The organism is Listeria rocourtiae subsp. hofi (genome assembly GCF_963575615.1).
In the GTDB taxonomy this organism is placed as follows: Bacteria; Bacillota; Bacilli; order Lactobacillales; family Listeriaceae; genus Listeria_A; species Listeria_A hofi.
The window spans coordinates 1-14616 of record NZ_CAUYTL010000029.1; the positions used below are offsets into that span (position 1 = coordinate 1).

Annotated in this window: 13 protein-coding genes and 1 pseudogene; 2 read left to right on the forward strand and 12 right to left on the reverse strand. The window is 43.3% G+C overall.

Annotation, left to right across the window (positions count from 1 at the left end; translation table 11 throughout):
* Positions 1–80 precede the first annotated feature (80 nt).
* The 11 genes and pseudogenes from R8925_RS11910 to iolA all read right to left on the reverse strand — a co-directional run bounded on the left by R8925_RS11910 (position 81) and on the right by iolA (position 11882).
* The gene (locus R8925_RS11910; protein ID WP_430536064.1) at positions 81–461 is read right to left on the reverse strand and encodes a VOC family protein; all 381 of its coding nucleotides are present in this window, start codon (positions 459–461) and stop codon (positions 81–83) included.
* Between the two features lie 137 nt (positions 462–598).
* A pseudogene (fba, locus tag R8925_RS11915) lies at positions 599–1452 on the reverse strand (class II fructose-1,6-bisphosphate aldolase).
* A 70-nt stretch (positions 1453–1522) separates the two neighbouring features.
* Positions 1523–2359, reverse strand: coding sequence for a 2-keto-myo-inositol isomerase (gene iolI / locus R8925_RS11920; RefSeq protein ID WP_430536065.1), 837 nt, complete (start codon positions 2357–2359; stop codon positions 1523–1525).
* A gap of 22 nt (positions 2360–2381) precedes the next feature.
* The gene (locus R8925_RS11925; protein WP_430536066.1) at positions 2382–3242 is read right to left on the reverse strand and encodes a sugar phosphate isomerase/epimerase family protein; all 861 of its coding nucleotides are present in this window, start codon (positions 3240–3242) and stop codon (positions 2382–2384) included.
* The gene (gene iolG / locus R8925_RS11930; protein ID WP_430536067.1) at positions 3226–4272 is read right to left on the reverse strand and encodes a bifunctional inositol 2-dehydrogenase/D-chiro-inositol 1-dehydrogenase; all 1047 of its coding nucleotides are present in this window, start codon (positions 4270–4272) and stop codon (positions 3226–3228) included. Before iolG ends, R8925_RS11925 begins: the two co-directional genes overlap by 17 nt.
* 38 nt (positions 4273–4310) lie before the next feature.
* Complete coding sequence (locus tag R8925_RS11935) at positions 4311–5747, reverse strand: sugar porter family MFS transporter (protein WP_430536068.1); 1437 nt, start codon at positions 5745–5747, stop codon at positions 4311–4313.
* Positions 5744–6643: a myo-inosose-2 dehydratase gene (iolE, locus tag R8925_RS11940; RefSeq protein ID WP_430536069.1), complete on the reverse strand. Its 900-nt coding sequence runs from the start codon at positions 6641–6643 to the stop codon at positions 5744–5746. Before iolE ends, R8925_RS11935 begins: the two co-directional genes overlap by 4 nt.
* 21 nt (positions 6644–6664) lie before the next feature.
* Entirely contained in the window at positions 6665–8575 is a 1911-nt protein-coding gene (gene iolD / locus R8925_RS11945) for a 3D-(3,5/4)-trihydroxycyclohexane-1,2-dione acylhydrolase (decyclizing) (protein ID WP_430536070.1), read from the reverse strand.
* A 20-nt stretch (positions 8576–8595) separates the two neighbouring features.
* Positions 8596–9573 carry a 5-dehydro-2-deoxygluconokinase gene (gene iolC / locus R8925_RS11950; protein WP_430536071.1) on the reverse strand — a complete coding sequence of 326 codons (978 nt, stop codon included), beginning with the start codon at positions 9571–9573 and terminating at the stop codon, positions 8596–8598.
* A 16-nt stretch (positions 9574–9589) separates the two neighbouring features.
* A complete protein-coding gene (gene iolB / locus R8925_RS11955; RefSeq protein WP_430536072.1) occupies positions 9590–10399 on the reverse strand; it encodes a 5-deoxy-glucuronate isomerase in 810 nt (269 codons plus the stop codon).
* A gap of 16 nt (positions 10400–10415) precedes the next feature.
* Entirely contained in the window at positions 10416–11882 is a 1467-nt protein-coding gene (gene iolA / locus R8925_RS11960) for a methylmalonate-semialdehyde dehydrogenase (RefSeq protein ID WP_430536073.1), read from the reverse strand.
* A 289-nt stretch (positions 11883–12171) separates the two neighbouring features.
* On the opposite strand from iolA, the gene R8925_RS11965 reads away from it, so the two are divergent.
* Both R8925_RS11965 and R8925_RS11970 read left to right on the forward strand, forming a co-directional pair.
* Positions 12172–12924: a DeoR/GlpR family DNA-binding transcription regulator gene (locus R8925_RS11965; RefSeq protein WP_430536074.1), complete on the forward strand. Its 753-nt coding sequence runs from the start codon at positions 12172–12174 to the stop codon at positions 12922–12924.
* Between the two features lie 25 nt (positions 12925–12949).
* Positions 12950–13339 carry a tautomerase family protein gene (locus tag R8925_RS11970; RefSeq protein ID WP_430536075.1) on the forward strand — a complete coding sequence of 130 codons (390 nt, stop codon included), beginning with the start codon at positions 12950–12952 and terminating at the stop codon, positions 13337–13339.
* A gap of 304 nt (positions 13340–13643) precedes the next feature.
* Here R8925_RS11970 and yhaM read toward each other — a convergent pair whose 3' ends face one another.
* The gene (gene yhaM / locus R8925_RS11975) at positions 13644–14582 is read right to left on the reverse strand and encodes a 3'-5' exoribonuclease YhaM (protein ID WP_430536095.1); all 939 of its coding nucleotides are present in this window, start codon (positions 14580–14582) and stop codon (positions 13644–13646) included.
* Between the last annotated feature and the right edge of the window lie 34 nt (positions 14583–14616).

Genomic DNA, 14616 nt, shown 5'->3' on the forward strand with positions numbered 1-14616 from the left:
TACGTATCCAAAATCTAAATGCAGATTTTGGATACGTATTTTTCTAGGTCAGAGAACCTTTTGTCTCAGACTCTTTTTACTTATTTTTGAAGGATGGCGAAATAATTATTCTCAATGTCTGCGAAGTTAAACACCCGACCGAAATTCGGTATGTCAACTAGTTCACCAACTGTAATTCCTTTTGCTTTGAAGTCCTCATACATAGCATCTAGGTTATCACCATATAACAAGATTGATGGTGTTCCCAAGTTCATTTCCGGCTGAGCTTTACCCACCGCTACTTTGTCTTGAAGCACAAATGTCGTTGCCGCATCTTTTGCAGGTGCGATTTCAATCCAACGTTCTGGTGCACCAGGTGCATTTTCAGATAAGATAACGAAGCCTACTTTTTCTGTCCAAAATTTTGCGAGTGCCTCTTGATCGTTGACATAAAGCATTACTTGACCGATTTTATTAATCATTTCTTATTCCTCATTTCTTTTGCTTTTTGATTGCTTGTATAGTATAGCAAGATTTGAGGAGTGATTCAAAAATTAAGCGTATTGTAAGTATCTTTTGCTGATTTAGGGCCTCAGTACACAGGTACACATGTTACCCATCAATGACACTTGCCTGCGGAACCGAATTCGTGGATTTTAGATTGGACGGTTTCAATGATAGCTTGACGACCTGATTCTAGGATAAGTTGAGGCTCGTGCGTCGTTGGGTTAACAGTAAGCGTTTTGCGGATAGCCGCGAGCCAGGCTTGGTTAGATTCGGTGTTAACGTTAATTTTGGCGTGTCCTAATGAGATAGCGCGGTTGATCTGAGCAGTTGGGATGCCCGATGCACCGTGGAGCACAAGTGGAATTGTGATGGCTTGCTGGATGGCGACCATTTCTTGAAAACCAAGCATTGGTTCACCTTGATAGTTGCCATGAACGGAGCCAAGTGCTGCAGCGAGAGCATCGATGCCAGTTTCTTTGACGAGTTGGATGCATTCTTTGGGGTCAGCGTAGTGAATATTGCCAATGATACCATCTTCGTTGCCGCCAACGGTCCCCACCTCTGCCTCCACATCGACGCCATGTGCGTGGGCGTAATCGGTGGCTTCTTTAGTAAGTCGAATATTTTCCGTAATTGAGTGTTTGGATCCATCAAACATGACAGAGGTAAGCCGGCATCGACAGCTTGCTTGCAGCGTTTGACGGTGATTCCATGATCTAGGTGAAGCACGACAGGGATTGTGATGTGGTATGCGGTGATTAGCTTTTTAACCATGGATGTGATGGTTTGGAATCCTCCTAAGAAATCGACCATGCGATCGGAGGCTGCAACGATGATGGGCGATGCTTCTGTTTGGGCGGCAATTAGAATGGCGTGAATCCATGATAAACCATTGATATTGAACTGTCCAACGGCATATTTTTCGCGTTGTGCTTTCGTGATTACTTCATTTAGGGATACTAACATTTGGTGTCCTCCTCATCTTTCTTAGACACTGAATCCACGAGTGAAAAATTGCCACTCGTGGATTTCGTCGTTATCTATTGAAATACTTCGATACTACGCTAATTGTGGTTTCTTTTGCTTTTCGGATGGTTTCTTCGGGGGTTAGCTTGTAATATTCTGGTCGGAAAAGTTCCACAGAAACCGCGCCGCTGTATCCGAGTGTTTGGAGTGTTGAAATATGTGCACCGAGGTTAATGGCGCCGTATCCTGGCCAAACGCGATCATCGTCTGTTAGTATACCAATTTGGAAGTCCTCGGTGTCATCAATGTGGAAAAGGAAGATTTTACTACCGTCCGCATTTTTCAGATTTTCAATATTGGAGCCCATCGCATGAAAATGGAAAGAGTCGAAAACGAGGCCAACATTATCACGATTTACGCTTTGTACAATATCGTAGGCATCTTCAAATGTATTAATGGTGCATTCTGGATGACCGATAAACTCAACGGCGATTTTGACACCATGTGGTTTTGCGATATCAGATAATTCTTCAAGGACTGCGATGCTACTTGCTTTAATATCTTTTCTCAAAATTTTATCGGGAGCCATGAGCGGAACGGCGACAACGTATTTAGCACCAATTTTGCCACAGATAGCCATCATTTCTCGAAACTCTTGAATGATGGCGTCATGTCCTTCCTTATCGCGATTGTTGAAGTATATGAGTGCATTTAGAGCTAATGGTTTGATATGATGGCTAGCGAAATAGTCTGCTAAGTCGTCTAGCGTGTGCGTCTTTAAGTATTCTGGAAGCTTGTCCACACTCCGAATTTCAATATAATCGTAGCCATTTGCCTCGCAGATTTCTAAATCTTTCTCCAAATTAGAGTTTTCAAGTGTCGTTGCTTCATTGAAACATAACTTCATCGTGCGTTCCTCTTTTCTATTTTTAGCTTAAGCCTTTTTTCATTGTTTCGAGCATGAAGTTGCTGGATTCCTCAGCTTTGTCTACCCATGCAAAAACAGCATTTGTCGCGATTCCGTCGAATTCCATCTCACGCAATTTACGAAAAATCAGCTCGAAATCGACTTCTCCTTGCCCAATATTAAGATGTTGATGAATCGTTACCTCTGCATCGGGCGGATTCACGATGTAACGCAGGCCATACGCTGCTTTATGATTGAATGTATCGGCAAACAGGACGTGATTGAGTAAATCGCCGGCTTCATCCAGCATCTTGCCGACATCACCAATACCATCATCGTAAAAGAAGGTGTGTGCCGTGGAATATACAAGTTTTATCCAATCTTGATCAAGCGCTCGAATCATATCAATCGCCCCTGTATTTGTTTCAATAAAATCAAGCGGATGGGCCTGTAAATTCAGACGCACACCTTCTTTTTCGAAAACTGGCATTAGCTCATCCATCGATTTCACGAACTTCTCTTCGCAAACAACCGGATTGTATTTCGTTCCACTGAACTCACTATTCATCAAGTCCACATCTAACTCAACGGCGATTTCAATGGCGCGTTTCCAGTTTCTCACTGCTGCCACGCGACGCTCTTCATCTGGTCCTGCCCAATTGTAAAGTGGTAACAACGACGATATTTCTAGTCCTGTGTCTCGCAAGCATTTTTTCACAAGTTTTATTTTCGCTTTGTCTACTTTCGGATATTTATAAAAAGGACAGAAATCCTCACGTGGACTCAACTCGATGTATTTATAGCCAAGTTCAGCGGTTTTATAAATCATCTGCTCGATACTCATATTATCGCGAAACATGCTTGGATCAAGCGCCAACTTCATTCTTTTCCGCTCCTTTTTCTGCATAAAATGTAGGCCTTTTATCTAGTTCAATGGCTTCTATCGCGCCAGATTCTTGTGCTTTGACACAGGCCGCAGCAGTTATGGAAGCAACATATCCATCCCATGATGTCGGGCCCTGTGGTGCGCCATTTTTCTGAATCGAATCGATGAAATCCTGAATTTCAACATCATATGCATCAAGGAACCTGTCTTTCCAATCCATCAGGATATCTTGGCTCAACTTGCCGCTTTTTCGAGTCACGATATTCGAGAACTCCGGCAGTTTCACAATGCCGTCTTCACCAATCACTTCGCACTGAATATCATAGCCGTACTGACAATTCACGAAAATCTCCGCCGTAATGGAGATGCCGCCTTTCGTTTCGATAATCGCAATTTGTGGATCACGTAGATGCGGCAACGCGTACTTCGTTTTTTTCGGATAAATAATTTGAACACTCGCATAGTCGTCATTTACAAGCCAATGCAAAACGTCAATTTCATGAATCAATGTATCCGTAATAGCCATATCGGTTGAATAGGTTTCAGGCACAGTTGGATTGCGATGGGCACAGCGAATCATCAATGGCTCGCCGATTTCGTTGGCATCAATCGCCTCTTTCAATTTGACGTAACCATGATCGTATCGGCGCATAAACCCCACCTGAACGAGACGCTTTCCAAACCTCATTTCAGCATCGACTATCCGACGTGCACCTTCTGCGGTGGTTGCTAGAGGCTTTTCACAAAAAATGTATTTTCCTGCTTCGATTCCTGCGAGCACACTTTCTTCATGCGCCGGTCCCCAACTGGAAACGAGAATGGCATCAACATCTGTAGCTGCGATTAACGCTCTATCATCTGCATATATTTTTGCATTTAAATGGAATTTATCCACAGCTTGTTGTGCTGCCACTGGGTTTACATCGGTTACTGCAACGACCTCCGCGCCCGCCAGTGTTTGGCTAATCCGTTTTATATGCTCACGCCCAATCGCACCCGTTCCTATAACTCCAAATCGTAAATTCATATTTTGTTCCTCCACATTCATATTTTATAGCGCTTTCATTATTTAAATTTGATATAGTTTCGGAAATAATATTCGATTTGTTCCAATGAATGCCCCTTCGTTTCAGGTAAAAATTTTTTGACGAAAAGAATCGCAAAAACGCCAAGCACCGCGAACATGAAAAATGTGACCGATAATCCGACATTGGCCAGCAAAATTGGGAACGAAAAACCAACAAAGAAGTTCGTAATCCAGAGGCAAAATACCGTTGTTCCCATACCAAGTCCTCGTAATCGTTGCGGAAAAATTTCAGAGAGCATGAGCCACGTTACTGGTGAAATTGCACCTTGTTGGAAGGCCAAAAATGTGACGGTTAAACTCAGCACGACGTAGGGTAGTGCCTCGGTACCCTGGAGCCACATCGACATAAACCCGATGAGTAGCAGCGCACAAGTTGTACCAATCAGCCCTGTTATTAGCATCGGCCGACGCCCTATTTTTCCAAGTAAATAAATCCCAACGAAGGTTGCAAGAACCGATATAACACCGTTCGCAATGTTCCCAATCAGCGCTGCTTCCGTTCCAAATCCGGCATCCCGCAAAATTTCGGTTCCATAATACATAATCGAGTTAACGCCTGTAATTTGCTGGACAACTGCGATTCCAATTCCAATAAAAAGAATACGCCGTACCCAAGAAACACTTAAATCCTTAAAAGTTGCTTTTTTAAGTTCTTGTTCGGCAGCAATATTATCTTTGATCTCTGTTAACTCTTTGCTTGCCTCATTTTGCTCTCTGATTTGTTGTAAGACGCGCAGCGCATCCCCAATTTTTCCTTTAGAAGCTAACCAACGCGGACTTTCTGGCAAAATTAGCATTCCGAACCATAAGATAACAGCTGGAATCGTTGCGATAACAAGCATATAACGCCATACGTTACCATCTTCGCCCAGTGTTGTTCCGATAATAGCATTGAATGTGAAAGCCAATAATTGACCACTTACAATCATTAGTTCATTTTGTGTTACAATTCGCCCACGTCGATGCGCAGGAGACATTTCTGCTAAGTATGTTGGCACTGTTACGGAAGCTCCACCGACGGCAAGCCCCAATAAAACCCGGAAAATAACCATAACAGCCATGCTTGGCGCAAATGTACAGCCGAGTGTCGCAACGAAAAAAATGACAGCTAATGTCAAAAGGTTGCGTCTACGCCCACTGCGATCCGACAATCGCCCACCAAATACTGCTCCAAATGCTGCTCCAAATAGCAACGAACTAGCTACAATACCTTCTCCAGCAGGTGTCAAATTCAATTGACCAGCTTGTGACATGTAAGGCAGTGCGCCATTAATAACCCCAGTATCGTAACCAAATAATAAACCACCAAAAGTCGAAATAATTGTGATTAAACGTAAATAAGCTTTTGGCGTTCGCTTATTAGCTGGCGCCTGTTCCAATGCCAAATCGGGCCCATCTTGTCCTGAAATTTTCATATCATTCGCTCCTCCACTTTTGCTCGTAGCAAGTTTTCATCAATGTATTTTCTAGCAATCAAGGCGTACTCTAAAGGGTTCGCAATCGCTGGATCTTGCTCCGCCTCCACAACAATCCATCCGCTATATTCCGCGGCCAGCAAACACTGAAACACCTCCTGAAAATCAATACAGCCATCGCCTGGTACTGTAAACATCCCTTTTAAAAATGATTCCAGAAAGGATAGCTGCTCTTTTTCACAAGTGCTCCTTACGTCTTTTCTAACATCTTTAAAGTGGACATGCGCAATGCGATCAATATGCTTTTTCAGAAGCATCATGTACTCTCCTTCTGCTACATAAATATGACCCGTGTCATAGAGTAAATGCACGCGCGTGGGGTCCGTCCCTGCCATCAAACGATCTACATCAGCCACCGTTTCAATACCTGTTCCTAAGTGGTGATGGTAAACAAGCTTCAAATCATATGCGTTCGCAATCTCACCCAATTGATTGAGTCCATCAAGCAGAAGTTCCCATTCTTGCGCAGTAAAATGCGGTTTTTCCGTGAAAACATTCTTAGTTTGACCTTGAATACTATACGTTTGCTCAGAAACAACCGCCACATTCGCGTGCACGTTTCGTAAATAGACGCAGTGCTTTGTGAATTCCTGCTTGGCAGAATCCAAACCATCGCGAATAATAAAACTACTAAACCACTGCCCAGCAATTTTTAACTTTCGTAGCGCCAGTTCCTTATTTAAAATATCCGCTTCCGGAAAAAATCCCCCAACCTCTGTTCCTTCAAAACCTGCAACTACAATGTCACTCAGTAGGTGCTGCAACGTGTTTCCTGCTCCAATTTCCGGTATATCATCGTTACGCCAGCCAATTGGCGCGATTCCCCATCTAATCATGAGCAAATACCCCCTATGGTTCTAGTATTTTTTAGCTTTCTCCAATTTCTTTTTGATTGCTTCATGCGCTTTTTGGATACTGTCTTTCGTGGAAACTTCTGAAACCCCAACATGCCACCAAGAATCGTAACCATCTGACATCGTTTTCGGCAAAACTTTCATTTCAATTAACGTGGAGACAGTTTGCTTTTTAGCATCCCCTAGCGCTACTTTTAATTCTGAGATTGTATTTGCCCGATATGTCTTTGCGCCGTATCCTTCTGCAACTTTGGCGTAATCAATGTTCATAATCTGATTATCTGCGGTTCTGAATTCACAAAAGTAACTATCACTACCGTGCTCCATTTGCAGATTATTAATACAGCCATAGCCGGAATTATCAAAAAGTAAGATATTGATTTTATGGTTATACTGTAGAGCCGTGATGAGCTCTGAATGAAGCATGAGGAAACTACCATCCCCTGCCATAGCGTAAACTTCTTGATTTGGCGCTGCAAGCTTAGCACCGAGCGAACCAGAAATTTCATATCCCATACAAGAATAACCGTATTCGAGGTGGAATGTATTCGGAATGTTTGAATTCCAAAGCCGCTGTAAATCACCTGGTAACGAACCAGCTGCACCAACGACGATGCTATCCTCTGCGACCGTATCATTGATTGCCAGAAAAGCCGCCGTTTGTGACAACTCCGTATTCAAAGCATTTGCATATTCGTTCATAACCGCTTGTGAAAATTGATGCTTGATTTCCGGATCAAAGACATCTCGATTAAACGTTACCTTCGCCAATCGATCGCGTTCCACAAGCCATGCTGCTTTCAATTCTGCCAGTTCCATACCATAAGCCGTCTGATAATCTCCAAGTCGCTCTGCCAACTGTTCTAACGTCACTTTTGCATCGGCAACCACCTGAAAAGCATCTAGTTTATATGCTTGTGGACGGCTCACATTAATGTTCAAAAAGATTGTTTCGTCCCAGTTAAACGCCGTTTTCGAGGAAGTCGTAAAGTCTGTATATCTCGTCCCAATACCAATTACCAAATCCGCTTGCCGAATCACCGCGTTTGCGGCACTCGTTCCAAGGATTCCCGTCCCGCCTAGATTGTTTTTAAACGAAAATTCCACCGTTGATTTCCCTGCATGCGTCTCCACGAGCGGAATATTATGCTTACCAGAAATTTCAAGTAACGCCTCACGAGCCTCCGAATAACGCGCGCCACCACCGACAATAATCACAGGACGCTTGCTTTCTTCGATTCTTTCTAGCGCGCCAATAAGTTCTCGTTCCGTTGGTGCTTTTCGGTCGATATAATGCACCCGCTTCTCGAAGAATGCCTCATCAAAATCATACGCCTCACCTTCTGTGTCTTGCGAAATACAAATCGTCGTAGGTCCGGCCGTCGCTGGATTGGTCATCACTTCAAACGCTCGCAATAAGCTACTCATCAACTGCTCTGGACGCGTAATCCGGTCCCAGTAACGCGAAACCGGTTTCAAAGCATCATTCGTTGTCACCGAAGCACTGTAATCCTGCTCTAACTGCTGTAAAACTGGATCAGGTTGTCGCGTCGCAAACGTATCTGCCGGTAAAAGCAGCACCGGAATATTATTTGCAAAAGCCGTCCCAGCCGCAGCCACAAGGTTCGCCGCTCCAGGCCCAGCCGAAGTAGAAACGGCATATATCTTCTTTCGCAAATGCTGCTTTGCAAAAGCAATCGCTGCATGCGTCATGCCCTGCTCATTTTTACCCTGAATAACTTTCAAATGACCTGCATTCTCCTCCAAGGCCTGACCAATTCCAAGCACATTTCCATGACCAAAAACTTGAAATATCCCATCTACAAATGGTGTAATATGACCATCAATCCCAACATACTGCTGATTGATAAACTTTACTAAAGCTTGCGCCGTCGTCAGGCGAATCGTTCCCATTTTCTGTTCCACCTTCCATTTTAAACTTGTGCTGCAATCAGTGCTTCAATCTCTGCAATGGTTGGCATCGCTTCTGATGAGCTATGCTTACTTACTACAATCGAAGCCGATGCACTTCCGAACCTTAGCGCCGTTTCAATCGTTTCACCCGTAATAAGCGCGTAAAGAAACGCCGAAGCATACGAATCACCTGCACCAAATGTCTTCAAAACTTTTGTCAAATAAGCCTTTCCTTGGAACGTTTCACCTGATTTCGTGTACGCGTAAGATCCCTCGACGCCATGCTTAATCACGATTAATTCTGGCGTATGTTCAAAAAGTTCAGTCACAGTCGCTATATTGTCACCACCCGTTTGATTTTCTAGCATATCAAACTCATCTCGCGTTCCGACGACCACATGCGCCTGTTCGGCAACTAACTGATAATAAACCGCTGTCTCCTCTGTCGATTTCCACGTGTAAGGACGATAATCTAATTCGAAAATAAGCTTCACATCATGTTTTCGCGCCAACTGCACCGTTCTCAAAATCGCTTCCCGTGACGGACTTTGCGACAATGCTGTACCAGAGATAACTAGCGCTTTCGTTTGTTTCACATAATCCTCATTAATCTCCTCAGGCTCCAAATAAAGATCCGCCACCTGATCACGGTACATCAAAATACTGCATTCCTCAGGACTTTTAATTTCCGTAAAAGCAAGCCCAGTTTTATGCCCCTCCTTATCCGTCACCATTTCCGACGTATCCACACCGACTTGACGCATATATTGTTCAATAAAACGGCCATGCTGATCATCTGGAATTTTGCCAATAAAACCGACTTTAAGTCCCAACTTCGCTGTCCCAATCGCGATATTCGCAGGCGAACCACCAACATATTTTGAAAATGTCATCGTTTCTTCCATTGGACGATTGTACTCCACCGCGTTCAAATCGATACAAGCCCGCCCAACTGCAATCACATCATATTTCTTCGTTTCATCAAATACATATTTCATTTAGCCACAGTCCTCCTTATTTTCGATCTAGAATCCATGCATGCGCCGGATCATTATGAAAATTCCACGTTCGAACAGGCCCAGCCATCACATTTAAATAATATGACGTATACCCATCAGGCACGCCAACCGGATGATACCCCACGGGAACAAGCACCACATCGCGATTTTCCACCGCCATCGTCTCATCGATGGACCGATCATCCGTATACACCCGCTGAAAAACAAACCCCTGCTCTGGATGCATCTCATGATAATAAGACTCCTCTAAAAATGACTCCGCAGGCAAATTGTTCTGATCATGTTTATGCGGTGGATAACTTGACCAATTGCCACCCTCCGTATAAACTTCAACAACTAACAAACTATTCGCCGTCTTCACAGAATCTGGCAAAATATTATGCACCGTTCTCTGATTGCTATATTTTCCACGATGCTCCTTTGAGTTCTCCTCTGCTGGAATCAAAACAGTCGGTCGTTGCTGCTCAGAAGGCGCATAACAAAGGGCCACCCGAACCCCATCTGATTCTGCTTTCACACGAAACGACCGATCATTCGAAATATAAACACTATCCGTCGGAATCCTCTCAAACACGCTTGCCCGCCGTCCAATTTTCTCAAATGTCTGCTCCAAATCGGTTACCGTAATCCGTCCAGTAAGCGCAACGATACACACTTCCAATTTTCCAAGCGACGCCTCATACGTTTCATCCTTTACCAAATCCAGCATTTTAAAGCCAACATATTTCAGCAGAGAATCCTCACTAATCGCCACATCCTGTACACAAGCTTCTGCCAAATTTGGCTTCCGAAGTAAATTTGCCATCCTTACAACATCTCCTCTAATCTTCAAAATCCGGCTTCGGATAACGCGCCGTCACAACCTTTTTACGTGTATAAAAATCAACACTATCCTTCCCATTTGCATGTAGCGTGCCAAAGAAAGATGATTTCCAGCCAGAGAACGGGAAGAACGCCATCGGAGCAGGCACACCAAGGTTCACACCAAGCATTCCCGCGTCGATGTTCTCCCGAAAATAACGAATTGCCGAAGCATTCGTTGAAAATAAACAAGCCCCATTCGCAAATTCAGATGCGTTCGCAATCGCAATCCCCTCTTTCAAATTTTTCACTCGAATCACTGATAATACTGGCGCAAAAATCTCATCCTTCCAAATTGTCATATCCGTCGTAACCCCGTCAAAAATCGTTGGTCCAACAAAATAACCATCATCCAACGTATCACTTCGCCCATCGTAAACGAGATTAGCGCCTTCTGCGATTCCCTTTTCAATATAAGCAAGCGTTCGCTCCTTGTTTTCTGCACGAATCACCGGCCCCAAGGAAACACCATCATCCAAGCCATTTCCAATCTTAATCTGGCTCGCTCGTTCCGTCAGTTTTGCCACAAATTCATCTGCAATCGAATCTTCCACTGTCACGACTGCGCAAGCCATGCATCGCTCGCCTGCAGAGCCGAATGCCGCAGCAATAATATTCGTCAACGCATCATCCAAGTTCGCATCTGCAAGCACAATAGTATGATTTTTTGCCCCTGTAAGCGCCTGTACTCGTTTCAAATTCTCGCTTCCCTTTTTGAAAACATATTCACCAACAGGTTTCGAGCCCACAAAAGAAACCGCTTTAATTTCAGAGTGCTCCAGAATGCCATTCACCACATCATGTGCCCCGTAAACCACATTGAAAACCCCATCTGGCAAACCCGCCTCCGTAAACAATGCCACAATGCGCTCCATCAAAAGCGGCGTCCGTTCGGAAGGCTTCAAAATAAATGTATTCCCCAGCGCAATTGCCATCGGGAACATCCAGCAAGGTACCATCATCGGAAAGTTAAACGGTGCAATACCACCAATCACACCAATCGGATATCGATAATTTGTTGCCTCTACATCCGTCGCAATCGAAGCTAGCGAATCCCCCATCATTAATGTTGGTGCCCCAGCCGCAAATTCCACATTCTCAATCCCACGCTGCACCTCACCAAGCGCTTCCGTCAAATTTTTTCCATTTTCAATCGTAATCAAGCGCGCCAGTTCATCCTTATTTTTCAATAACAATTGCTGATAATTAAATAAAATTCGCGCCCGCCTTGGAACAGCGACATGACGCCATTTCTCAAAAGCTTCAGCCGCCACACTAGCCGCATTATCAAAATCTGCGCGAGTCGAAATCGGCACCTGCGCCACAATTTCCTTTGTTGCTGGATTTATAACATCTTCATAAACTGCTGTCTCACTCTCCACCCATTTACCACCAATAAAATTCTTCAGTTTTCTAGTCTCTGTCACTACATTTCCTCCTCCATATATAAACGCTTTCATTATTCCTTATAAAAAATACTACAACACCTCAAGATAACCTTTCAAAAGTGATTTCTTGGTAACATCTTGATTACATTCTATACTTATCATGAGTAAATGTCAATCATCATTTTCCGATTATTCATCAAAACATAGCCAAAAACCATTTAAAATAAAAGAAAACAAGCTATCAGCACATCATATTGTTACATGTTGATTAACTTTTGAATATATGTTAAACTTTAGGCAAGTTATTGATGAATAGGAGAATGTAAAAATGAAAGAAAAGCGACTGCAATTAGTGGAAGAATTCATCCAAGAAAAAGGCACAGCATCTTTAGACGAATTATGCGAACACTTCGACGTCTCAAAGAACACCATTCGTCGTGACATAAATAAAATCCTCGAAAAAGGAACCATCCAGAAAGTATACGGTGGAGTAAGGACCACTTCCGACCGCCTTATTCCTTTTGAGAATCGCGATCATGCAAATCAAGAGGAGAAGTATATTATCGGGGAAATTGCCGCAAGCTATATAGAAGAAGACGAGATTATTTTCATCGATTCCGGCACAACAACACGAAACATCATGGATTTTTTACCTAAGAGTATAAAAGTGACGCTTTTAACAAACAGTTTAGACATTATTAATGCTGCTGCAGCGATGGAAAACATTAATTTAATCATCATCGGGAGCAACTACAAGCGCAAAACAAAATCCTTTGTTGGTACTGACGACTCGAATACAATTGATAAATATAACGTAAACAAAGCCTTCATGGCTGCAACCGGTGTCTCCATCTCCCACGGTCTAACAAATTCGGACTTACTCGAATATGAAATCAAAAAAAGGATCGTGATGAAAGCCGAAGAAATTATCCTGCTCGCTGACCACTCTAAATATGGCAAATCCACCTTACTAACCTATTGCCCACTCGAGAATGTGCATACCATTGTCACGGCAAAACCGCTTTCTGAAGAATATGCAACGTTTTGTAAGAAAAACCATGTTCAGATAGCTACAAAATAACCTAGATTGGAAAGGAAGTAGACGAATGCCACTATTGAGATTTGATTTAATTAAAGGACGCACACCCGCAGATATTAAGAAGTTGCTGGATACCGTACATGATGCCATGGTTGAGGCATTTGACGTACCTGAAAGCGATCGCTATCAGATTGTGCATCAACACGAGCCCTATGAAATGGTAGTTGAAGATACTGGGCTCGGATTTAAGCGAACAGAGCAGTTCGTTTTGCTTAGTATTGTGAGTAAAAAGAGAACGGCGATACAAAAACAACTTCTGTATAGGCTCACCGCTGAAAGGTTAGCTACTATTTGTGGGATTGCTTCGACAGATTTAATGATTTCAATTACTGAAAATGAGAATACCGATTGGAGTTTTGGATTAGGAGAAGCGCAGTTTATTACGGGGAAACTCTAAAGAAACCAGCAATCGCTCTGCCTCGAGGGGCAGGGAGATTGCTGGTTTCTTGTGGATCTGTGTGAAGCATCGATTGCTGATTTAGGGCCTCAACATACAGTTAACTGGAATGAAACTGACTACCTTCTAAACACTCAAAATTTTCGTGGCCTCCGCAAAAGTCAAAAGAGGACTTTCACTGCGCCCTCTAACAATTTCTGTCGAGGCTGAACGGGCTGTTTTCGCTTTGTTGTGGCTCTTATGAAGCATCTTCTGCTGAATTAGAGCCTCAATATGAGTACGAACGCAGTGAGTATTCGTTCCATTAAAAATTCGGGTTATAGAACGACCGATTATCCAAGCCAAACACTCGCTCTGAGAACTCGCCTGGTTTCGTATGGCGCAACGCTTTATCCATCATATTCATCGAGGCATCCATCAAATCAATCTGATGCAGAATCTCGGCCTCTCTCACAAGCGGTGGCTTAGGGCTACCCCATTCGCCTTTGCCATGATGACTCAAAAGAACATGTTTCAAAATAACGACTTCCTCACCGTCAATCCCGAGTTCATCCGCCATCTTACTCACTTCTTCTACCACAATCGAAATATGCCCAATCAAATTACCTTCTAATGTATACGTAGTAGAAATAGGACCGGAAAGCTCAATCACTTTTCCAAGATCATGCAAAATTACACCTGCATACAGTAAATCCCGATTCACCGTCGGATACAAGTCCGCAATAGACTTTGCCAAGCGCAACATCGATACCACGTGGAAACTAAGCCCCGAAACAAATTCATGATGGTGTCGTACTGCCGCCGGATAATCAAAAAAATCATCCTGATACTTCTTTAAAAGCGCCCGTGTAATACGTTGTAAATTCGCGTTTTGCATCTCAAAAATATATTTTGTAACCTCTTCAGTCATCTCCGTTTTATCAATCGGCGCCGTTTCCATAAACTGACCAATGCTTACACCGTCAATTCCTGATGACTGCCTAATTTGGCGAATTTTCAACTGCTTTCTACCACGGTAATTCTGTACTTCACCTACAATATTGACAATATTTTGACTCGCATAATTTTCCTCATCACTGTCCGAAATGTCCCACAGTTTCGCCTCTAGTTCTCCCGATTTATCCTGTAAAACTAACGATAAAAAAGGCTTACCATTGCTCGCGATTCCCCTCGTACTCGATTTAATTAATAAAAACAAATCTAGTCCTTCTCCAACTTCATAATCCAATAATCTCTTATCCATCTTCAGGTCGCCTACTTTCTCTGATTCCATTTTC